The 22,045-nt window shown below is 65.1% G+C and carries 18 protein-coding genes and 1 other RNA gene; 4 read left to right on the forward strand and 15 right to left on the reverse strand.

Going from position 1 to position 22,045, the window contains the following annotated elements; translation table 11 throughout:
* The 3 genes from ACYPYD_RS27025 to ACYPYD_RS27035 form a co-directional block, all read left to right on the forward strand.
* On the forward strand, positions 1-1,387 hold a 1,387-nt coding region (locus tag ACYPYD_RS27025; protein WP_459666869.1), incomplete at its 5' end, for an AMP nucleosidase.
* A gap of 563 nt (positions 1,388-1,950) precedes the next feature.
* Entirely contained in the window at positions 1,951-4,734 is a 2,784-nt protein-coding gene (locus tag ACYPYD_RS27030; RefSeq protein WP_271181636.1) for a TonB-dependent receptor, read from the forward strand.
* A 145-nt stretch (positions 4,735-4,879) separates the two neighbouring features.
* A complete protein-coding gene (locus tag ACYPYD_RS27035) occupies positions 4,880-5,668 on the forward strand; it encodes a sulfotransferase family protein (protein ID WP_459666871.1) in 789 nt (262 codons plus the stop codon).
* Here the strand turns inward: ACYPYD_RS27035 and ACYPYD_RS27040 are convergent.
* A complete protein-coding gene (locus tag ACYPYD_RS27040) occupies positions 5,619-7,442 on the reverse strand; it encodes a M2 family metallopeptidase (RefSeq protein ID WP_459666873.1) in 1,824 nt (607 codons plus the stop codon). The two genes, ACYPYD_RS27035 and ACYPYD_RS27040, sit on opposite strands and share 50 nt — an antisense overlap.
* Positions 7,443-7,603: 161 nt before the next feature.
* On the opposite strand from ACYPYD_RS27040, the gene ACYPYD_RS27045 reads away from it, so the two are divergent.
* The gene (locus tag ACYPYD_RS27045) at positions 7,604-8,062 is read left to right on the forward strand and encodes a cupin domain-containing protein (RefSeq protein WP_069707537.1); all 459 of its coding nucleotides are present in this window, start codon (positions 7,604-7,606) and stop codon (positions 8,060-8,062) included.
* Between the two features lie 98 nt (positions 8,063-8,160).
* Here the strand turns inward: ACYPYD_RS27045 and ACYPYD_RS27050 are convergent, their stop codons facing one another.
* The 14 genes from ACYPYD_RS27050 to hrpB form a co-directional block, all read right to left on the reverse strand.
* Positions 8,161-8,919, reverse strand: coding sequence for an alpha/beta fold hydrolase (locus tag ACYPYD_RS27050; protein WP_008830018.1), 759 nt, complete (start codon positions 8,917-8,919; stop codon positions 8,161-8,163).
* A gap of 19 nt (positions 8,920-8,938) precedes the next feature.
* Positions 8,939-9,382: a GFA family protein gene (locus tag ACYPYD_RS27055; protein ID WP_069707535.1), complete on the reverse strand. Its 444-nt coding sequence runs from the start codon at positions 9,380-9,382 to the stop codon at positions 8,939-8,941.
* Complete coding sequence (locus tag ACYPYD_RS27060; RefSeq protein WP_459666875.1) at positions 9,379-9,918, reverse strand: DUF1993 domain-containing protein; 540 nt, start codon at positions 9,916-9,918, stop codon at positions 9,379-9,381. Before ACYPYD_RS27060 ends, ACYPYD_RS27055 begins: the two co-directional genes overlap by 4 nt.
* A 68-nt stretch (positions 9,919-9,986) precedes the next feature.
* Complete coding sequence (locus ACYPYD_RS27065) at positions 9,987-11,012, reverse strand: aspartate-semialdehyde dehydrogenase (protein ID WP_008830021.1); 1,026 nt, start codon at positions 11,010-11,012, stop codon at positions 9,987-9,989.
* A 107-nt stretch (positions 11,013-11,119) separates the two neighbouring features.
* The gene (locus ACYPYD_RS27070) at positions 11,120-12,496 is read right to left on the reverse strand and encodes a DUF418 domain-containing protein (protein WP_459666877.1); all 1,377 of its coding nucleotides are present in this window, start codon (positions 12,494-12,496) and stop codon (positions 11,120-11,122) included.
* 165 nt (positions 12,497-12,661) lie between these two features.
* The gene (locus tag ACYPYD_RS27075) at positions 12,662-13,135 is read right to left on the reverse strand and encodes a HEAT repeat domain-containing protein (protein WP_459666879.1); all 474 of its coding nucleotides are present in this window, start codon (positions 13,133-13,135) and stop codon (positions 12,662-12,664) included.
* 84 nt (positions 13,136-13,219) lie between these two features.
* Entirely contained in the window at positions 13,220-15,568 is a 2,349-nt protein-coding gene (gene lon / locus ACYPYD_RS27080; RefSeq protein ID WP_459666889.1) for an endopeptidase La, read from the reverse strand.
* Between the two features lie 411 nt (positions 15,569-15,979).
* Positions 15,980-16,315, reverse strand: coding sequence for a YbaB/EbfC family nucleoid-associated protein (locus ACYPYD_RS27085; RefSeq protein ID WP_459666881.1), 336 nt, complete (start codon positions 16,313-16,315; stop codon positions 15,980-15,982).
* A gap of 1 nt (position 16,316) precedes the next feature.
* Positions 16,317-18,221, reverse strand: coding sequence for a DNA polymerase III subunit gamma/tau (locus tag ACYPYD_RS27090; protein WP_037519972.1), 1,905 nt, complete (start codon positions 18,219-18,221; stop codon positions 16,317-16,319).
* Positions 18,222-18,342: 121 nt separating this feature from the next.
* An RNA gene (ffs, locus tag ACYPYD_RS27095) (signal recognition particle sRNA small type) lies at positions 18,343-18,439 on the reverse strand.
* 36 nt (positions 18,440-18,475) lie between these two features.
* Positions 18,476-18,745: a Txe/YoeB family addiction module toxin gene (locus ACYPYD_RS27100; protein WP_069707532.1), complete on the reverse strand. Its 270-nt coding sequence runs from the start codon at positions 18,743-18,745 to the stop codon at positions 18,476-18,478.
* Positions 18,746-18,754: 9 nt separating this feature from the next.
* Entirely contained in the window at positions 18,755-19,009 is a 255-nt protein-coding gene (locus ACYPYD_RS27105) for a type II toxin-antitoxin system Phd/YefM family antitoxin (RefSeq protein ID WP_008830940.1), read from the reverse strand.
* A 53-nt stretch (positions 19,010-19,062) separates the two neighbouring features.
* Positions 19,063-19,341: an ETC complex I subunit gene (locus tag ACYPYD_RS27110; protein ID WP_008830939.1), complete on the reverse strand. Its 279-nt coding sequence runs from the start codon at positions 19,339-19,341 to the stop codon at positions 19,063-19,065.
* Positions 19,342-19,386: 45 nt separating this feature from the next.
* Positions 19,387-21,867 carry an ATP-dependent helicase HrpB gene (gene hrpB, locus ACYPYD_RS27115; protein ID WP_459666883.1) on the reverse strand — a complete coding sequence of 827 codons (2,481 nt, stop codon included), beginning with the start codon at positions 21,865-21,867 and terminating at the stop codon, positions 19,387-19,389.
* Between the last annotated feature and the right edge of the window lie 178 nt (positions 21,868-22,045).

Consider the following 22,045-nt stretch of genomic DNA (forward strand, 5'->3'; position numbering starts at 1 on the left):
CGAAGCCGCCGTTTCCACTCTCAAGGCCGATATCGCCGCCTTCGTAGAGAACGGCACCCTCCCCCCAGCAGATCGCCGCGCGAACCGCCTCTGGACATATCCTGAGCTGCGGATCACGTATCGCGGCACCGAACTCAACGCCCGCGCCTCGCGCGCGTTCGGGCGGCTCGAGATGGCCGGCACATACGCCACCACCGTCACCCGCCCGCACCTCTTCGCCTCCTACCTCGAGGAACAGCTCGCGCTGATCGAGGCCGAGTACGAAGTGGAATTCGAGGTCGCCGCGTCCACGCAGGAGATCCCCTTCCCCTACGTGCTCGAAGGCGTATCGGTCGGCACAGTCACCCCGCAGGAACTGGCGAGCCACTTCCCCAGCACCGAACTGGCGATGATCGGCGACGAGATCGCCGACGGCACCTTCCTCGCCGCCGAGGACGAACCGCACCCGCTGGCCCTGTTCGACGGCCTGCGCACCGACTTCTCCCTCGCGCGCCTGGCGCACTACACCGGCACAAGCCCGGACCACTGCCAGCGCTTCGTGCTGTTCACCAACTACCACCGCTATGTGGACGAGTTCGTGGACTGGGCGGGCACGCAAGTCGGCTCGGACGGCTATGTCGCGCTTTCGGGCGCCGGCGGCCTCTATCTCGACGCGCCGGTTGAGAACGCGCGCGCACGCCTGTCCGACACCGCATGGCGCCGCCACCAGATGCCCGCCTACCACCTCATTCGCAAGGACGGTTCGGGCATCACGCTGGTCAACATCGGTGTCGGCCCGTCCAACGCCAAGACCATCACCGATCACCTCGCGGTGCTGCGCCCCGAGGCGTGGCTGATGATCGGCCACTGCGGCGGCCTGCGCGAAAGCCAGCGCATCGGCGACTACGTGCTCGCCCATGCCTATCTGCGGGACGACCACGTGCTCGACCCGGTGCTGCCGCCCGAGATCCCGCTGCCCGCCATCGCCGAAGTGCAGCTGGCCCTGGCGCAGGCGGCCGAGGTCGTCAGCGGCGAAGGCGGCGCGAACCTCAAGAAGCGGATGCGCACCGGCACCATCGTCACCACCGACGATCGCAACTGGGAATTGCGCTACACCGAGTCCGCCAAGCGCTTCTCGCTGAGCCGCGCGATCGGCATCGACATGGAAAGCGCCACGATCAGCGCGCAGGGCTACCGCTTCCGCGTACCTTACGGGACGCTGCTGTGCGTCTCGGACAAGCCGCTGCACGGCGAACTCAAGCTGCCGGGCCAGGCCAACCGCTTCTATGAAGAGGCGATCGCCAGCCACCTCAAGATCGGCCTCATCACCTGCGACCTGCTGCGCGAACAGGGTGACCGCCTGCACTCGCGCAAGCTGCGCGCGTTCAACGAGCCGCCGTTCCGGTAGGAAACAGCCTACCGGGCCAGAACACGAAGCCGACCGTCGCGACCTGAGCGGCGGTCGGCTTTTTCGTTGCGCCTGCAGAAAAGCGGCGGACGGCTACTCTCCCTCGCGGGATATATTCGTGATACGCCGCTTAACACGCAGAGAGCCTGCAGAATTTCGCTACGCGCACTCGCGCGAATGTTCTGGTGGTTGGTAATTTTATGCCCGCATTCCGAAACGACGATAGGCTCAAGCGCAATCTTATTCCCAATGTCATCGCAAGCCTTCCAAACGGCCACAGAACATTTACTTTCGCGAATAATCCTGCATTCAATATAGAAACTGAATTCGATTAACTTATTTTCAATGAAACATATGTGAAATGAATTTCAGGTATATTTCACGTTTATTTCCAATATTGAAATAGATGTGATCGATATACAACGCCATCAATTCATTATCCGCACATCGATGATTATATGATGACAGCCTGATCCTTACGGGAGCAGACGCATTCGCCTGCTTCCGGCGTCGAGGATTTCGCACCGCCGGAATCTGCGAAAGGAGCATCAATGACCCCCCACATGAAGCGTTTGCTTCTGGCTTCGACCCTGCTGATGGGCCTGCCTGCGGCAGCGCACGCGCAGGACGAAGCGCCCTCCGCCACGGACGCGGCCGACACCGGCGACGCGATCATCGTCACCGGCTCGCGCCTGCGCAATGCCAACCTCGAGCAGGCCGCGCCGATCATGGCCGTGACCGCCGCCGAGATGAAGGCGACCGGCCAGGTCAACGTCGAGAACGTTCTGAAGGAAATCCCGCAGCTGGTCCCCGACCAGACCGGCGCCTCGAACAACCCGGGTGACGGCGTCGCCACCGCCAACTTGCGCGGCCTCGGCGCCTCGCGCACGCTGGTGCTGGTCAACGGCCGCCGCTACGTCTCGTACGACACCAACCAGATCGTCGACCTCAACACGATCCCGACCGCCCTGCTGGAGCGCGTCGACGTGGTGACCGGCGGCAAGTCGGCCGTCTACGGTTCGGACGCGGTCACCGGCGTCGTCAACTTCGTGACGAAGCAGGACTACGACGGTATCCAGGCCAACGCCAACTACCGCCTGACCGACGCGGGCGACGGCGCGCAGTACACGGGCGGCATTCTGGCGGGCAAGAACTTCGCGGACGGGCGCGGCAACATCACCGTCTACGGCGAGTACAGCCAGCGCAAGGCGATCACGCAGGCATCGCGCAGCTACACCAAGACGGCCATGACCGACGGCGACGATGGCACCCTCGTCGCGGGTGGCTCCTCGTCGATCCCGGCGACGCGCATGAATCTGGGCGGCACCAACTACAAGTTCGGGCAGGACGGCAGCTATTCGGCCTACGACAGCAGCACCGACGCTTACAACTACGCGACCGAGAACTACCTGCAGGTCCCGCAAAAGCGCGAACTCGTCTTCGCGCAGGCGCACTTCGACGTCAGCGACGCGCTGACGCTCTATGCCGAGGGCCAGTACGTCCACAACCGCGTCAAGAACCAGCTAGCGCCGACCCCGGTGACCGGCAGCTTCTCGATCGACAACGACAGCTCGTTCCTCTCGGCCGACAGCCAGGCGCTTCTGCAGGGCTACGACACCGACGGCGACGGCTACACCACCGCCAACATCTACCGCCGCCTGAGCGAGATCGGCGACCGCGTACAGGTCACCGACAGCAAGGCGGTGCGCGGCCTGATCGGCGCGCGCGGCGACATCGGCCACGACTGGAGCTACGACGTCTACGCCAGCTTCTCGCGCACCCGGCGGACCGAGTACCAGTACGGCAACATCTCGCGCAGCCGTCTGCAGCAGGGCCTGCTGACGACCTATGACGCCGACGGCAACCTCGTGTGCACCGACACCAGCAACGGCTGCGTGCCCGTGAACATCTTCGGCGAGGGCAACATCAGCGACGCGGCGGTCGACTTCCTGTCGATCGACACCGTCAACCGCTCGACCATCACCGAGAAGGTCGTCAGCGGCGCGATCAGCAACAACAACCTGTTCGACCTCGGCGCAGGCCCGGCCGGTTTCGCGTTCGGCGCCGAGTACCGCTCCGAGCACGGCAGCTACAACCCGGACGAACTGCTGTCCTCCGGCGACGTCGTCGGCTTCAACGCCAGCGACGCGACTTCGGGCGGCTACAACGTCAAGGAGCTGTTCGCCGAAATCGACGTGCCGCTGATCGCCGACAAGCCCTTCATCGAGCGCCTCGAATTCAACGGCGCGGCCCGCTACTCGTACTACTCGACGGCGGCCAAGTCGGTGGGCACCTTCTCGGCCGGGCTCGTCTACGCGCCGATCAAGGACATCAGCTTCCGTGGCCAGTTCTCCCGCGCGGTGCGTGCGCCGACGGTGAACGACCTCTATAGCGGCAGCTCGCAAAACTTCGAGACTGCGACCGATCCGTGCTCGACGCCGGACGCGACGAGCTACTCCAACCTTTACGCCGCCTGCGTCGCCTCGGGCGTCGCCGCTGCGGACGTGGGTAACGACCAGTACAACGCCGCCGCGACCCAGATCGAAAGCTACAACGGCGGCAACACCAAGCTGCGCGAGGAGACCGCGAACACCTACACCTTCGGTGTCGTGCTCCAGCCGCAGATGATCCCGGGCCTGTCGATCACGGCCGACTACTATCACATCAAGATCGACAACTTCATCACCGCCGTCGGCACCGCCAACCTGCTCACGGCCTGCTACGGCGACGCAGGCAACAACTACACGTCCTACGACAGCAGCACCTGTTCGCTGCTGCCGCGCGACAGCACCGGCACCATCGTCGGCGCCATCGACAACCTGAGCAACACCGGCGGCGTCAAGACCGACGGCATCGACTTCGACGCGCAGTACACCATCCCGCTGGCGTTCGGCCGCAACAACTCCAGCAAGCTGAACCTGCGCGTCGCGGGCTCCTACCTCATGAACTGGACGTTCCGCCCGATGGCCTCGCTGCCCGACCTCGTGGTCGACTGCGCGGGCAAGTTCGGCCTTAGCTGCAGCAACGTCTACGCCAAGTGGCGCCTCAACAGCCGCGCCACCTGGTCGACCGAGGACCTGAGCGTGTCGCTGGCATGGCGCCACCTCTCGGCAGTGGACGACGACACCGGCGGCTATGCGGTCGACCACATCCCGGCCTATAACTACTTCGACCTCAGCGCGAGCGTCGACGTGGCCAAGCGCTTCACCTGGAACATCGGCATGAACAACATGTTCAACAAGAAGCCGCCGGTCCTTGGTGACAACCAGGAGCAGTCAAACACCTATCCGTCGACCTACGACGTCTACGGCCGGACGTTCTTCACCGGCATCACCGTCGACTTCTGATCGAAGGCGCAGGGGCGATGCGAATCGCCCCTGTCCACCGGGAATGGATGCGTCCTTGCGGTACTCGCCGCAGGGGCGCTTCCGCTCGCCTGAATGAAATATTGATGAAATTGCAGGTTCAAGTTCGCCCCATAGCGTCCGGGGCATGCCAAAGCCCTCCCAGACTTCGACTTCAGGTACCGCCGGCACTGCCGGGATCAACCGCCTGATCGCCTCCGCCTTTCGCGTCCGCCTCGTCAGCGACGTGCCCGAAAGGCTGGCCCGATCCCCGCTGCCCTACCGACCCAACGCCAAGCGGCGCGAGCGGATCACGACCATCCAGCGGCGCGGCGTGCTGTTCATCCATGTGCCCAAGAACGCGGGCACCTCGGTCTGCCACCAGCTCTACGGAACCCAGATCAAGCACGAAACCGTGCGCTACTACGCCAGCGTCGCCCCGCGCGTGCTCGACCTTCCGAGCTTCGCCATCCTGCGCGACCCGGTCTGCCGGTTCCTTTCGGCCTTCGCCTATGCCAGCAACGGCGGCACCCGCGATCGCAAGGTCGCCCGCCCCTTCAACGCGCGCTACCGCGCGTTCGAAACCGTGGACGACGCCATCGACCACCTCGCCACCGCGCGCAGCCCGTTCGACATCGACCACATCTTCCGCCCGCAGTGCTGGTATCTGACCGACGCCAGGGGCGACTGCCGCGTCGAAAACCTGATCCCCTACGAGGAGATCGACAGCCTCGGCGCCATCATGGGGCTGGACGAACTCGACGCCCTGCCCCGCCTCAACCGCAGCAATAAAGCCGCCGCGCCGATCCGGCTCAATCCCAGCCAGGAAGCCTTCATCGAGGACTTCTACGCCGGGGATTATGCCCTGTGGCGCGGCGCCATGCGGGTCACCAGCCTGAAGTCTCGCCCTTGTTCTGCGCGTCGAGCCACTTCTTGAGCGGCGCGAAGTAGTCCAGCATCGGCTTGGCGCTCATCTGCGGCGAGCCGGTGAACGTCTTGAGCGCCTCGGGCCAGGGCTTCGACATGCCCATCGCCAGCATCGCATTCAGGTTCTCGCCGACCTTCTTGTTGCCGTAGAAGCTGCAGCGGTGCAGCGGCCCCTTCCACCCGGCCTGCTTGCACGCCGCCTGATAGAACTGGAACTGCAGAATCCGCGCGAGGAAGTAGCGGGTGTAAGGCGTGTTGCCCGGAACGTGGAACTTCGCGCCCGCATCGAACCCGTCGTCCGAGCGCGCCGAGGGCGGGGTGATGCCCTGATAGTCGAGGCGCATCTTCGTCCACGCCTTGTTGTAGTCGGCGGGCTGGATCGAGCCGTCGAAGATGCCCCAGCGATAGCGGTCGATCATCAGGCCGAACGGCAGGAACGCGACTTTGTCCATCGCCTGACACAGCAGCAGGCCGATGTCCTTGTCGGCGCCGGGGACCTTGCTCTTATCGAGCAGGCCGATCTGCACGAGGTACTGCGGCGTGATCGACAGCGCGATGAAGTCGCCGATCGCCTCGTGGAAGCCGTCGTTGGCGCCGTTCAGGTAGAGATATGGCTGCTTGTTGTAGGCGCGCTGGTAATAGTTGTGGCCCAGTTCGTGGTGGATCGTGACGAAATCCTCCGAATTGACCTTCGTGCACATCTTGATGCGGATGTCGTCCTTGTTGTCGACGTCCCATGCCGAGGCATGGCAGATCACCTCGCGGTCGGCGGGCTTGGTGATCATCGAGCGGGTCCAGAACGTGCCCGGCAGCGGATCGAAGCCCAGCGAGGAATAGAACCCCTCGCCCGCCTTCACCATGTCGAGCGGCTTCTTGCCCTGCGCCTTCAGCAGATCACCTATGTCATAGCCTAGATCACCCGCACCCTGCGGCGCGACGAGCGGGTAGACGTTGCCCCACTCCTGCGCCCACATGTTGCCCAGCAGGTCGGCGCGGATCGGGCCGGTGCGCGGCTGCACGGCATCGCCGTACTTCTCGTTCAGCTTGCGGCGCACGTAAGTATGCAGCGCCAGATAGAGCGGCTTGGTCTCTTCCCACAGGCGCTGGGTTTCGGCGGCGAACTGCTCGGGCGTCATGTCGTAGCCGGAGCGCCACATCGCGCCGACGTCGGCATAGCCCAGCTCCTTCGCGCCCTGGTTGGCGATGCCGACCATCTGCGCGTAGTCCGCTTTCATCGGCTTGCCGACATTGTCGTGCCACGAGGTCCACATCTCGGCGAATTCGGCCGGGCTATGCTGCAGGTTGCCCATCTCCGCCTCGATGTCCGAACCGTTGATCGGCTTGCCGTCGAGCGTGCCCTTGCCCTTGCCGTAAGCGGACGACAGGCGCGTGGTGATCTCGCTCAACTGCGCCGCCGCGCCGGGCGTGTTGGGCGCGGGCAGGACGATGCCCTGACGCAGGATGCCCAGCTTGCGCGACACGTCCGCATCGAGACCGGAAACCTTCGCGAACTTCGCCGCCTCGACTGCGTACTTCACCTGCTTCTCGGTGAGGTCGCCGTTGGACTTCGCCGCCAGCGCGTCGGTATCCTCGGTGATGTAGGTGTAATTGACCCAGTTCGCCTGATTGTTACCCAGCGAGAAGTCAAACAGGTCCTTCTCGGCATCGGCGACGAACTTCGCGGCACCCTCTGCCGTCTGCGGGTAATCCTCCGCATGGGCCGGGACGACGGCGAACGAAAGGCTTGCAGCCAATGCGGCAAGCGCGGTGGAGGCGAATTTCATGGGGGGAACCTCTCTGAACCTTTGAATGGCCGCGAGACTAGTCGCCCCTCGCGCGGGATCAACCGCTGGCGGACGAATATCCTCGGCCACGAGTGCAGCAACGCATCGCCGCCATGCGATCAAAGGAGTGGCCGGGCACACTGAAGCGAGGTTTTGCGACCATGCTGCGGGCTGCTTCCATCAAGCAAGGGGGACGCTCGCTCCACATGCCGATCCATGTCGTCTACGCCACGCCGGAAGGCCGCTCCCGCATGAAGCCCGTGACCATGGCGGGCGGCCTGTCCTACCTCGACCCGCCGCGCCCCGCGCTGGGCTGGCGCACGGTGATATGGGAAGGCCTCGCCTTCACCGACATCTTCCACACCGCCAGGGACTTCGGCAGCCTCCAGACGATCCTTGAAGGCCGCCTCACCATTACCGTGACGGATGGAGACCTGCGCCGCGTGACCGGCGGCCCCGGCGACGCCTTCGTCTTCGTCGACACGACCGGTGACGGCCATGAGGCCTCCCGCCCGGACGACGCCACCTTGTGTGCGATCAACATCCGCTTCGCAGACGACTGGGCCGCCCTCACCGAAACCTTCGACGGCTGGCCGGAAGAGGCCGTGCCTTTCGCCTGAAACATCCGCACCGTCATTGCGAGCGCGGCGAAGCAACCCAGAGCCGCTCGGTGTTGCCCTGGATTGCTACGCTGAGCTCGCAATGACGATAGGCGCGGTCAGCCCAGAAACCCAGCGATCGCCCTGCCGAGATCCTTGAACGTCACCGACGACATGTGATTGCCCGGCACTTCGGCATAAGTGCCCTGCGGCAGTGCCGCCGCGAGGTCCTGCGCCGAGCCGTTGTCGTGATCGTCCGCGCCGCACACGCACAGCGTCGGCATCGTCACTTGCGCGATGGCGTCGGGCGCGGTGTCGTCCACCGAGCCAAGCAGCAGCCGCGCGGCCACGCGGTCGATCTTCATCGACTTCATGAAAGCCTGCGCCACGAACGCCTTGTCGCCGCGCTCGATGGTCCCGAAGCGGTCGATGGCGTCGACGAAATGCGCGCTGCGCTTCGCCCAGCCAGACAGGCCCGTCAGCCCCATTCCGCCCAGCACCAGCCGCTGCGGCGCCAGCCCCGCCAGCACGCCGCGCACCACCGTCCGTGCGCCCAGCGAAAAGCCGCCGAGGTCGTATTCCGAAAGGCCCAGCGAGCCGATCACCGCCTTGAGATCGCGCACCAGCACGTCGGACGGATAGGCATCCGCATCGTGCGGGCCGTCGCTCTGCCCGTGAGCGCGCAAGTCCGGCATGAACACCTCGAAGCCCGCATCGGCGAGGATCTTGGCATTGCCGAACTTGATCCAGTTCACCTCGGCGCTGGAGAACAGCCCGTGCAGCAGCACCAACGGCCGTCCGCCGGTATCGCCCATGGTGTGCAGGGCGAGCTTCGCCCCGCCGAAACCTTCGACGAAATCGGTCTTCACATCGCTCACAGGCAAACTCGCTTTCCGGTCATTCAGGCGGCTCGAGACCGGCGGCCTTCCATCGGTCCATGACGCCCGCATTCTCGGCGCTCGTCATGCCGGGCAAGTGCCGCACGTCGGTCCATGCCGTCAACATGCTTTCGGTCGCATAGTTCTGGCTCGGGCGGAACGGCGCGGGATCGTCGAAACTGCCGACGGTCAGGTCGATGTTGTCCCCGTCCAGAAATGCGAAGCCCAGCGGCGTGCCGCACTGCGAGCAGAACGGCCGATGCGCGATCGGCGATGAGGCGTACCAGTCCGGCTCCGTCTCCCACCGCACCGCGGACTGCGGCGCATTGACGAACGCGATCGACACCCCGCCGGTCGCCCGCTGGCACATGCGGCAATGGCACAAGTATGCCTTGTCGGGCTCAACCTCGGCGCGGTAGCGGATGCGGCCGCACTGGCAGCCGCCGGTCATTGCCCGCGTCATGACGCCGGCTCGGGCGCCAGCGGCCGGATATCGCCGCCAATGTGCCGCATGAAGTCGGCCTTGCCCAGCGGCACGCCCTTCATCCGCAGGATCGCGTAAGCCGTGGTCAGGTGGAAGTAGAGGTTGGGCAGGATCCAGTCGTCGAGATAGCGCTGCGCGGGCAGTTCGAGGTAAACGCCCATTCGCTCCAGCACGATCCGTTTGGCTTCGGGCGTGACGGCCGCGACTTCCGCCGACAGCAGCGCGATCGTGTCCGCCAGCACCGCGCGGGCTTCTGCCCAGTCGACCACTGGCTGTACTTCGTTGGGCAGGTCCGCGCCCCGGCTCCAGGCGACGAACTGCAGCGGCTGCGTGCAGGTTCCCGCGACCTGCCAGGCCAGCGGATGCATGTCCCCGGCCAGCCGCGCCGCCGCCAGTTCGTCAAGCGCGACACCCGCCTCTGCCGCCCATTCCTCGGCTTTGTCGAGCACCGCCGACAGCGTCTCCAGCCGGGCGGCGAGCAGTTTGAGGGCGTTCTTCGTCTCGGCGGCGTCCATGCAATCCTCCATCCCGGTGTCAGGTGAAGGTTAGGTGGCTACCGCCGAGCCGATTGCAAGCGCGCCCCTCAGCCCTTCTTGAGGTGGCGGCGGCCTAGCAGTTCCGCGATCTGCACCGCGTTGAGCGCCGCGCCCTTGCGCAAGTTGTCCGACACGCACCACAGCGCCAGGCCGTTGTCCACGGTCGGGTCCTCGCGCACGCGGCTGACGTAGGTAGCGCCGTCACCCACCGCCTCGATCGGAGTGACGTATCCACCGTCCTCGCGCTTGTCGACGAGCATCACGCCCGGCGCCTCGCGCAGGATGTCCTGTGCTTCCTCGGCGCTGATCTCGTTCTCGAACTCGATGTTGAGCGCTTCGGAGTGGCCGACGAAGACCGGAACGCGCACGCAGGTGGCCTGCACCTTGATCTTGGGGTCGAGAATCTTCTTGGTCTCGACCACCATCTTCCACTCTTCCTTGGTGGAGCCGTCGTCGAGGAACACGTCGATGTGCGGGATCACGTTGAAGGCGATCTGCTTGGTGAACTTGCGCGGCACGACCGGGTCGGCGACGAAGATCGCGCGGCTCTGCTCGAACAGTTCGTCCATGCCCGCCTTGCCCGCGCCGGACACCGACTGGTACGTCGCGACGACGACGCGCTTGATCTTCGCCTTGTCGTGCAGCGGCTTGAGCGCGACGACCATCTGCGCAGTCGAGCAGTTGGGGTTGGCGATGATGTTCTTGGCCTTGTACCCGTCGATCGCCTCGGGGTTCACCTCGGGCACGATCAGCGGCACGTCGGGGTCCATGCGGTAGAGCGACGAGTTGTCGATGACCACGCAGCCCTGCGAGGCCGCCTTGGGCGCATAGATCTTCGTCGCGTCCGAACCCGCGGCGAACAGCGCGATGTCCCACCCCGTGAAGTCGAAATGTTCCAGGTTCTTCACCTTGAGCATACGGCCGGTATCGCCATACTCGACTTCGGTGCCCACAGAGCGCGAGGAAGCCACGGCGGCGATCTCGTCCGCCGGGAATTCGCGCTCGGCAAGGATGTTGAGCACTTCACGGCCGACATTCCCCGTCGCACCGACGACGGCAACCCGGTAACCCATGGCAAATTCCCTTTAAAGGCGCCCGGGCAAGCGGACGCAGATACGCCGCGCGGGTTACCCGTCCACGCCCCTCAGGGCAAGCTGCGAAGGTTCCGGACGATCCAGCGTCAGGCAAACGCTGCGGTTGCGGAAGGCTCGGACACCTGCGGGCGCAGGAACGGCTGACGCTTCCAGTACGTCAGCGAGCGCCATATCCATTCGAGCGGCCCACTGAGGAAGAACCGCAGCCAGACATTGGCGAGGACCAGCATGACCACATCGATCACCGTCGCCGCTATCGCCAGTTCGGTCCAGCCGAACTTGCCCCACAGCCCCAGCCCCCAAGGCGCGAAGACGAACCACAGCGTGACGATGCTGGTGAGAATGTAGATCGAGAACGCCATCCGCCCCGCCGCCTTGAACGGCGAAAGCACCGTGCGCCCCGCCTGCGTCTTCATCAGCAGGTTGAACAGGCCGACATGCCCCACGGTCACGGCCAGCCTCGCGAACTCACCTGCGATCGTGCCCGGTGTCGGCCAGGGCGTGAACTTGTAGATTTCCGCCACGTCCCAGGCCCGAAGGCCGCAGCCGACTCCATATGCGACGATTGCCAGTCCGGCGTAGAACCCCATCGAGCGCCCGCCCTGGATTACCCCCCACTTGAACAGGGCCATGCCGAGACACATCGCCGGCACCGCCTCCAGCATGGTAAAGAACAGGCCATTGCCGTCGCCGAAAACCTTGTTCCAGATGAACCAGGCGAACATCACGTATTGATGCGGCCATCCCGCCCGCGCCTTGCGCTCGGCATCGATGGCGACCTGCGCTTCCTTGCTGGGCGGCTTGGAGAGGTCATGCGCGTCCACCTTCTCCTGCCATTTGTCGAGCGTCTTCTTGTCCTCGCCCGAGAGCTTCACGCCTTCGGCGCGCTTCTTCTGCAGCGCTTCGACCTTATGGATACGCTCAACCCGCTCCTGATAGCCGATCACGCCGCCCCCGCCCGGCCAGCCCACCGCCATGAGCGCGGCGAAAGCCATGCCCATCGCCAGCAGCACCTTGGGCGGGGTCTTTCGAAACGGAAACAGCAACAAGGCGCACAGGCCGTAAGCAAGGAGAATGTCACCCACCCAGCCGATCACGAAGATATCGATCAAGCCGAACAGGACGAGCAGCAGATTGCGGCGATAATAAAGGTCGGCGACCGCCACCGGATCGTCCGGCTTCATCGCCTTGGCCGTGAAGACCAGCACGCCCGCGCCGAACAGCAGTTCGAACAGCCCGCGCTGCGTACCCTCCCAGAATATCTGGATCGTCGCCCAGGTGGTCTGATCGGCGGCGCTCCAGGACAGTCGGCGGAAGTCGTGCATCCACGACGACACGTTGGTGCCCATGAAAGGGATGTTCATGTAGAGGATGCCGAGGATCGCAATCCCACGCATCACGTCGATCACATCGATCCGTGCACGCCCCCTGACCGGGCCGAATTCCGCCACTTCCCCCGCCATGACTGCCCTCACCAGTATTCTGACGGGATCGTAAATGAGCGGCAAAACACAGTCAATTAAACGCTATTCGCCAGCTCATGACAAATACCGCCACATTGAATTACTTGACCATCAACACACTGAGAACCTGACCGAAACTGCGGATCGATTTGGACAACGCAAATCTCACTTCACTATCGAGGCGCGGCATGCGGCTATCGCATTGGCCACCCGAGTGTCGAGAAAGGCATCGTCAGATCCTTCCGCAAAAGCCTCAAGGTCGCAAATCAGCATGGGATCCGCCACCAGTTCGGCAGCTTCCAGCAAGGGCATGGACACTGTTTCACCGCGCAGGGCCTTCGACAGAAACGGCAAAGCGGCGCGAGGGTCTATCAGCGCGAGCCCATGAATGGCCTCGGCGCGCACCTCGAAGGCATCATCCTCAGCCGCCTCGGACAAAGCGGCGCGGACGTCCGGTCGATCCAGTTTCAGTTGAGACAACAGCATCACCGCCCAATCGCGATTGGCCGCGTCTGTGTGACGGGTCGCCGCAATGAGCCGCTGCAGGTTCGCTTCGCCGAACACATGGCCACCGAAACACACGTCATCGGCAATGACGGCCTGCAGAAATTCCGAAGGCGGAAAGTAGCGATCGGGCATGGCGACAGTCGGCCCACAGCGTCGGCCAAGAGCGATACCCGGCACCGATCCTCCTCCAGCGGGAAGAGGATCGGCAACCGTTAGTCAGTGCGCGGTGGCTCCGGCCGCAGCCGTGTGCGCTGCCGGCGCAGCGGCGAGTTCGTCCGCCTCGGTCCACTCAATGGCGGTGAGCGGCTCGGTCAGCGCCTTGGCCAGCACTTCATCGACGTGGGCGACCGGGATGATTTCCAGCCCCTGCTTCACGTTGTCGGGGATTTCGGCGAGGTCCTTGCGGTTCTCTTCCGGGATCAGCACCGTGGTGATGCCGCCGCGCAGGGCGGCCAGAAGCTTTTCCTTGAGGCCGCCGATCGGCAGCACGCGGCCGCGCAGGGTGACTTCGCCGGTCATGGCGATGTCCTTGCGCACCGGATTGCCGGTGAGCGTCGAGACGATCGAGGTCACCATGCCGATACCTGCCGAAGGACCATCCTTGGGCACAGCACCTTCGGGAAGGTGGATGTGGATGTCCTTCTTGTGGAACACGCTCGGCTTGATGCCGTAATGCGGCGAGCGCGCACGCACGAAGCTGAACGCGGTCGAGATCGACTCGTTCATCACGTCGCCCAGCTTGCCGGTGGCCTTGATGTTGCCCTTGCCGGGCACGGTCACGCTCTCAATGGTCAACAGTTCGCCGCCCACTTCGGTCCAGGCAAGCCCGGTGACGGCACCAACTTGGTGCTCTTCCTCGCCCATGCCGTGGCGGAACTTCCGAATCCCCGCGAATTCGTCGAGGTTTTCCGGCGTGATGGTGACCGCCTTGGCCTTACCCTCGAGAATCTGGCGCAGCGACTTGCGCGCCAGCCGCGCGATCTCGCGCTCCAGCGTACGTACGCCGGCTTCCCGGGTGTAGTAGCGGATCAGATCGCGCAGGGCTTCCTGCGTCAGCGTGAATTCGCCCTTCTTGAGTCCGTGCGCCTCCACCTGCTTGCGGATCAGGTGCCGCTCGGCGATCTCGACCTTCTCGTCCTCGGTGTAACCCTCAAGACGGATGATCTCCATGCGGTCAAGCAGCGGCTGCGGCAGGTTCAGGCTGTTCGCCGTGCACACGAACATCACGTCCGAAAGGTCGATGTCGAGTTCCAGATAGTGATCCTGGAACTTCGCGTTCTGCTCCGGATCAAGCACTTCGAGCAGCGCCGAAGCCGGATCGCCGCGGAAGTCCTGGCCCAGCTTGTCGATCTCATCGAGCAGAAACAGCGGGTTGGACTTGCCAGCCTTGCGCAGGTTGGTCACGATCTTGCCCGGCAGCGAACCGATGTAGGTGCGGCGGTGGCCGCGAATCTCGGCCTCATCGCGCACGCCGCCCAGCGACTGGCGGATGAACTCGCGCCCCGTCGCCTTGGCGATCGACTTGCCCAGCGAGGTCTTGCCCACGCCCGGCGGGCCGACGAGGCACAGGATCGGCCCCTTCAGCTTGTTGGTGCGCGCCTGCACCGCGAGATACTCGACGATGCGGTCCTTGACCTTGTCCAGCGCGTAGTGATCGGCGTCGAGGATTTCCTGCGCCGAGGAAATATCGCGCTTCAGCTTGCTCTTCTTGCCCCAGGGCAAACCCAGCAGCACGTCGAGGTAGTTGCGGATGACGGTCGCCTCGGCGCTCATCGGCTGCATCGACTTGAGCTTCTTCAGCTCGCCGACGGCCTTTTCCTTGGCTTCCTTGGAGAGCTTGGTCTTCTCGATCCGCTCGGCCAGTTCCTGCAGTTCGTTACCTTCGTCGCCCTCGCCGCCGCCGAGTTCCGACTGGATCGCCTTGAGCTGTTCGTTGAGGTAATATTCGCGCTGGGTCTTTTCCATCTGGCGCTTCACGCGGCCGCGAATCTTGCGTTCCACCTGCAGGACGCCGAGTTCGCCCTCCATGAAGGAATAGACCATCTCAAGACGCTTGAGCGGGTCGGATTCGGAAAGCACCGCCTGCTTGTCCGAGACCTTGGCCGACAGCTGCGCGGCGACGGTGTCGGCCAGCTTGGCCGCATCTTCGATATCGCCGAGCTGTTCGCCCGCGTCCTGGCTGAGCTTCTTGTTGAGCTTGGCGTATTCGTTGAACTGGTCGACGACGGTGCGCATCATCGCCTCGACCTCGGTGCCCTCGGCCTCGGTCGGCGCTATCGCCTCAACTCCCGCGACCAGCATCTCGCCCTCATCCGTGGTTTCGGAGCGCAGGGTTTCGAGGCGGGCACGGTCCTGCCCTTCGACTAGCACGCGCACGGTGCCGTCCGGCAGCTTGAGCAGCTGCAGGACGCTGGCGATCACGCCGGTATCGTAGAGGTCGTCACGATCCGGATCGTCGCAGCTGGGATCGAGCTGGGCGAGCAGGAAGATGTCCTTGTCTCCCGCCATCGCCGCCTCAAGCGCGGCCACGGATTTCTCGCGGCCCACGAAGAGAGGCACGACCATGCCCGGGAAAACGACGATGTCACGCAGCGGCAGAAGCGGAAGCAGGTTCAATGCACTTGTCCAATCATCTCGCACGGGGACTGCATCTTGGCCCAGCCCCGGCATATTCCCGCAGGATATGGGGGGTTTTGGTCGCCTTGCAATCTTTTCGAGGCGAAAGGCCGTGGAAACCCGCCTGTTCGCTACAGGAAATTACCCTCATCACGTTGCGAGGGCATCCCCAGCTAGGTCCGATTTCGAGGTATAATGGCGTGAACCGCACCGTTTCAGCGCAAGACCTTAGCGTCGGCGCGTGGTCCTTCGACAAGCTCAGGACGAGCGGGCCAGGGGCGAAGACTGCAAAAAAGAAAAGCCCAGCCCGAACCACCGCTCAGGCTGAGCTTGTTGAAGCCCCGAAAAGGCAAACGCGCTTTAGAACGGCAGCTTGAAGCCCGGCGGCAGGCCCATGCCGTGCTGGGCCTTGGCGAGTTCCTCGTTCGCCACCGAGTCGGCCTTGACGCGCGCGTCGTTGTAGGCGGCCGCGATCAGGTCTTCGAGGATCGGCTTTTCCGAGGCCACCATCAGGCTGTCGTCGATGGCCACGCCGATCACGCGGCCCTTCGCCGAACAGCGGATCTTGACGAGACCGCCGCCCGACAGCCCCTCGACCTCAAGCTGGTCGAGCTTGCCCTGGGTTTCGTTCATCTGCTTCTGGATGGTCTCGGCGGCCGCTTGCGCGGCCTGGATCATCTCTTCCATCGACTTCATCTCAACGTCTCCAATTGCGGCCGCCACCGCCGATGGCGGCCTGGCGATCTTCCTGAATGAGTTCGGCGCCGGGGAATGCCGCCAGCGTCGCCTCGACCAATGGCGAGGATCGCAGCGCCTCGGCGTCGGCAGTCTTCTTTACCTGGTGCACTTCGACGAGGGTGGGCGCGCCTTCTCCCGCGACTTTCTCGACCTGCCAGCGTTCGCCGGTCGCGGCTTGCAGGCCGCCGCGCAGAACGGCGACGATGTCCTCGTTGAAGCCCGGCGGCTGGGCATAGCGCAGCAGGCCGGGCGAAAGCTCGACCACCCGCACCTGCATGCGCATGGTGTTCGCGGCGGACATCTCACCCGCATGCTCGACATCATCGACCAGCGCTTCCCAGCGCGGCGAGATCGCAGCCGGTGACATTGCGACAGGCGCGCCCGACGCGGCACTTCCCTGCTCGGCCACAGGAGCCGCAGGCGCTCGGGAGGCGATTTCCTCCAGCTTGCGGACCAGTGCGCCGGGGTCAGGCATGTCGCTGGCGTGCATGATCCGCAGCAGCGCCATCTGCGCCGCGACGAGCGGATCGGGCGCGGACTTCACCTCGTCATGCCCCTTGAGCAGCAGTTGCCACAGGCGATGGAGTTGCCCCGCCCGCAGCGACTTAGCCCAACCCTCGATCGCCTCGCGCTCCTCGGTGGAGTGCGCTTCGGCGCTGCCGCTGACTTGCGCCACGGCGACGCGGTGGGTCAGGTCCATGAGGCCGCGCATCAGCGCGATCGGCTCGACACCGAGCGCGAACTGGTGCGCGACGAGGTCGAGCAGGTCGCCGCCCTTGCCGTCCAGGATCGCGGCGATGAGCTTGCGCTGCACGCTCTTGTCCGAGAGACCGAGCATGTCGCGGACCTTGTCGGCGCGGACCTGGCCTTCTCCATCAAGATCGGCATGCGCGATGGCCTGATCGAGAATCGAGAGGCCGTCGCGCACCGAACCCTCGGCGGCGGCGGCAACCATCGCAAGTGCCTCGGCCTCGGCCTCGACGCCTTCCTTTGCGCAGACGTGCGCGAAGTGGCCCGCCAGCATCGGCGCGGGGATACGGCGCAAGTCGAAGCGCTGGCAGCGCGACAGCACCGTGACCGGCAACTTGTCCACCTCGGTCGTCGCGAAGAGAAACTTCACGTGCGCCGGTGGTTCCTCAAGAGTCTTGAGCAACGCGTTGAAAGCATTGCGCGAGAGCATGTGAACTTCGTCGATGATGTAGATTTTGTAGCGCGCCGAGACGGCGGCATAGCGCACCGCCTCGATGATCTCGCGCACGTCGTCGACGCCGGTGTGGCTGGCGGCGTCCATCTCGATGACGTCGATATGGCGGCCCTCGGCGATAGCGACGCAGGGTTCGCACTGGCCGCAAGGGTCGATCGTCGGGCCACCCTGCCCGTCCGGGCCGATGCAGTTGAGGGCCTTGGCGATGAGGCGCGCGGTCGAGGTCTTGCCGACCCCGCGCACGCCGGTCATCAGGAAGGCATGAGCCAACCGATCGCGCTTGATCGCGTTGGCGAGGGTCTGGACCATCGCCTCCTGCCCGATCAGTTCGGCGAAGGTCTGCGGACGATACTTGCGCGCGAGCACGCGGTAGGGCTGCGCTGTCGTTCCGGCAGGGGCGGGCTTGGCCGAGGGCGCTTCGACGGGCTTTGGCTGAGCGGGAACGACGGCAGGTTCGGTTGCCTCGGCGAACATGGCGCTTTGCCCGGCTGCTTCGAGTTCGGCAGTGGTGGGCTTTGGCTCCGGCGTCGCTTCCGGCTCAGGAGCGCCGAACATCGACTGCTGCCCTGCTGCCTCCAGTTCGGCGGCATCGGGCTTGTCGTCAGCGTCGTCTTCGTCCCAGGGGGGCGTATCGCCGAACATGTCGCGTGAATCGTCCATCGTCGCTCAAACTAGGGGTTCGCGCCCGGGATGTCAGGAGGAAAGCGGCACGCTTACCGGCATGTTCCACAGCCTTCGCATCCAGAAGGACACAAAGACGTGAAAATTCAACGATGTAGAAAAATGAAGGAGCCGAACGACCCGCCGCAACCCGTTGTGGCTGCTTCCTTCCGGACCTGACCAAGTTGGCGGACGCAAACGCCCGTCCGACTCCCGAAGCGCCCTATGGCGGTGGTTTGACAGGAAAGCAAGCGTCAGACGTAATGGAATCGGCATTGGGCGATTTCCAGCCGCTGCTCCGCTCCACTTCCGGCGACGCGATAGACCAGCCTGTCCGCCTGATTGATCCGCCGCGACCACCAGCCCTGCAATTCGCCCTTGAGCGGCTCCGGCTTTCCGGTCCCCTTGAAAGGCGTCCGGCGGCACTGTTCGATCAGCGCATTCAGCCTTTCCAGCGTGGTACGGTCATTGGCGACCCAGTGCTGGTAATCCTCCCAGGTGCGAGAGGCGAAAACGATTTTCACTCCAGCCTCCTATGGCTGGACGAGATTGCGTTCCTGCCCTTCCCCCCCATCGAGTTCCCGAATGGAATCGCGCAGGCGGGTCGAATTCGCCGGGGTCGAGACAAGGTGCATGGTTTCGGCCATTGCGTTCCAGTCGGACAGCGAGACCACGACCACCGCTTCCGCCTTTTGGCGTGTAACGATGACGGGTGAACGATCGTCCACCACATGATCCATCAGCGCCTTGAAATTGGCGCGCGCTTCGGAGAACGGGAGCACTTCCATGACGTAAATATGTACAAAAATTTGTACAACGTCAAGTCGTGCCCCCTAATACCTCAGCGGAAGTTGTCGGCGTAAGCCTGGATCTTGAGCCGGCGCGGCGGCGTGGCGTGGATGGCGGCCTCGATGCCGTACTTATCGGCATAAGCCTTTGCCTCGTCCGAGGTCGGGAAGCGCAGGATGACCTGCTGCTGCATGTCGCCCGAACCGGCCCAACCCATCAGGGGATCGGGCTTCTTAGCCTCCGACGGTGTGAACTCGAGGGTCCACTGATCGAGCAGCGCCTTGCCGGACTGCATGGCGTTCTTCGGGCGTTGATAGATGCGTGCGCTCATGAGCCAGCGCTTTGCCCTCGAATCGAGGCTGAAATCAAGCGCGAATCACGCCTTGCGGCCTCCACCACCTTTCATGGCTTCGAAGGCATTGCGGGTCTTGAGGCTGGGGTCCTCGTTCCAGGGCTCGTCCGGCCAGCGGTGCCGCGGGTAGCGGCCTTTCATGTCGCGCTGCACGTCGCGCCACGATCCGCGCCAGAAGCCCGGCAGGTCGCGCGTGGTCTGGATCGGGCGGCCGGCGGGCGAAGTCAGCTTGAGCAGGAGCGGCTGCGACGGCTGACCGAAACCGGGATGCCGGTCGAGCCCGAACAGCGCCTGCACGCGTATCTCGACGGAGGGGCCGCCCTCGTCCTCGTAGTCGATCGGATGGCTGGTCCCTACGGGACTGCGGAATTCTGCGGGCGCGAGGCGTTGAAGCTCCTGCTGGTCGTTCCAGTCCATCCGGTTGCGCAAGGCCTGCGACAAGGCGCCGCCATCGAGCGCGTCGAGACGGCGGCCGAGCAGCGGGCCGAGCCAGTCCTCGAGGTCCGCCAGCAGCGCCTCTTCGGACAGCGCCGCGATCCCGGCATAGCGTGCGCGGCGCAGGAACCCTTGCGCGCCCTTGCCCAGCGGCACCAGCGACAGGCCCTTGAGACGGATTCGCTCGATCAGGAAAGCGCGGATCGCCTCGGGATCGGGGGCTGGATCGGGTCCGCTCGTCAGGGTGATGGCGCCAATGCAGCGCTCCAGCCGCGCCTCGACCCGCGCGTCGCCCTCGTTCCAGCGCAGAATGGTGCGACGTTCGATGGCGTCGCCCAGCCACGCCTCGACTTCGGCAATCTCCAGCGAGGCACCGGAAAGGATGCGCGCGCCTTTCGCCTGGCCCTGCGCATCACCGATCACCATCCACTCGCGCGCAGCCAGCGGCGAGGCGGGATCGAGCACGTAGCCCCGCCCCCCGGCGCTCAGCCACGTCTCGCCCGAACCGTCGCGGCGGCGTGCCAGCATGTCCGGGCGGCCGAGTGCGAGAAGCACGCCGGGCGGCAGATCGTCCGACGCGCCCGCCCGCACCAGTCCGGCCGCGCGGCGTGCCCAGCCCGAAGCCAGCTTGCGCGAGGCCTGCGCGCGGGGGGCACGATCGGCGTTCCAGCGCGAGAGCCGCTGTGCGAGATCGTCGCTACGGCCACCTAGACCGCGCTCCTGCAACAGTAGCGCCAGTTTCGCGGCATCTTCGCCCGCGCCGTGTTCAGCGGCGCGCAAGATCATCGCCGCCTGTGGCGGATCCATCGGCAGGCTCGCGATCTTGCGGCCGAACGCGGTGATGCGCCCCGCCTTGTCCAGCGCGCCGAGTGCGGCGAGGCCCTTGCGCGCCGCCTCCAGCGCAGGCACCGGCGGCGGATCGAGCCACGCCATCGCCTCGGGAGCGCCTGCCCCCCACTGCGCCAGCGCAAGGGTTAGCGGCGCGAGGTCGCTGGTCAGCATTTCCGGCGGGTCGAACTCGGGGCGGCCTGCATGCGCGGCTTCTTCCCACAAGCGGTAGGCGACGCCGGGCTGCTGGCGTGCGGCGCGCCCCGCACGCTGGGCGGCCGAAGCCCGGCTGGCGCGGTGCGTGACGAGCCGGGTCACGCCCGCCGCCTTGTCGAACTCCGCGCGGCGCGAAAGGCCCGCGTCCACCACCACCGAAACGCCGTCGAGCGTCAGCGAGGTCTCGGCGATGGCGGTCGCAAGCACCACGCGGCGGCGTCCTTCTGGATCGCGCCGGATCGCTGCACGCTGGGCGGCGGGCTCGCACTGTCCGTGGAGCGGGAGGACCAGCGCGGAGGGCAGTTTCTGGACCAGCGCTTCCGCTACGCGCTCGATCTCGCGCACACCGGGCAGAAACGCGAGCACGTCGCCCCCCCGCCCTTGCTGTGCCGTCTCACGCCATGCGGTGAGGACGGCCGAGGTCATCGCATCCTCGATCCGCCTGTCCGGCGCGTGCCCAAGCCAGCGCAGGTCCAGCGACCAGGCCTTGCCCGCGCTCTCGATGACCGGCGTGCCCTCGCCCAGCAGCCGGGCGAAGCGGGTGCCGTCGATGGTGGCCGACATCACCACCACCCGCAGGTCTTCGCGCAGGATGCTGCGGCTTTCGATCGCAAGGGCAAGGCCGAGGTCGCTGTCGAGATGGCGTTCGTGCGCCTCGTCGAACAGCACGGCAGACACGCCCGGAAGCTCCGGATCGGCAAGGATCGTCGAGACGAAGATCGCCTCTGTCATCACCAGGACACGGGTGCGGGCCGAGCGCTTGACGTCGAGACGGGTGATGTAGCCGATCGTCTCGCCCGCCGCCTCGCCGAGCCCCTCGGCCATGCGTTCCGCAGCGGCGCGCGCGGCGACCCGGCGCGGGGAAAGAAGGATGACGGTGCCGGTGCACCAGCCCTCGCCCAGCAGGGCCGGGGCAAGCGCGGTCGTCTTGCCGGCCCCGGGCGGCGCGATCAGCACCGCGCCCGTCCCCGCACGCAAGGCGGCGAGGAGGTCAGGCAGGACGGCATGGATCGGTAGCGTGCTCACGCCCGGGCGTTTAGCGTCTGATCCGCCCACTTGGAAGCGGCGCCGATCCATGCCCTTTACTGCCCCAAAATCACCGGATCGGCTGTAACTACGGGATCGTTTCGCAAGGCTCGTGCACTTTTCATAAAGACTTGGACACTATCCGGGATCACTTGCGAGCTCCCCGTTCTCGAATTGC

It is taken from the genome of Novosphingobium sp. 11B (genome assembly GCF_054589055.1).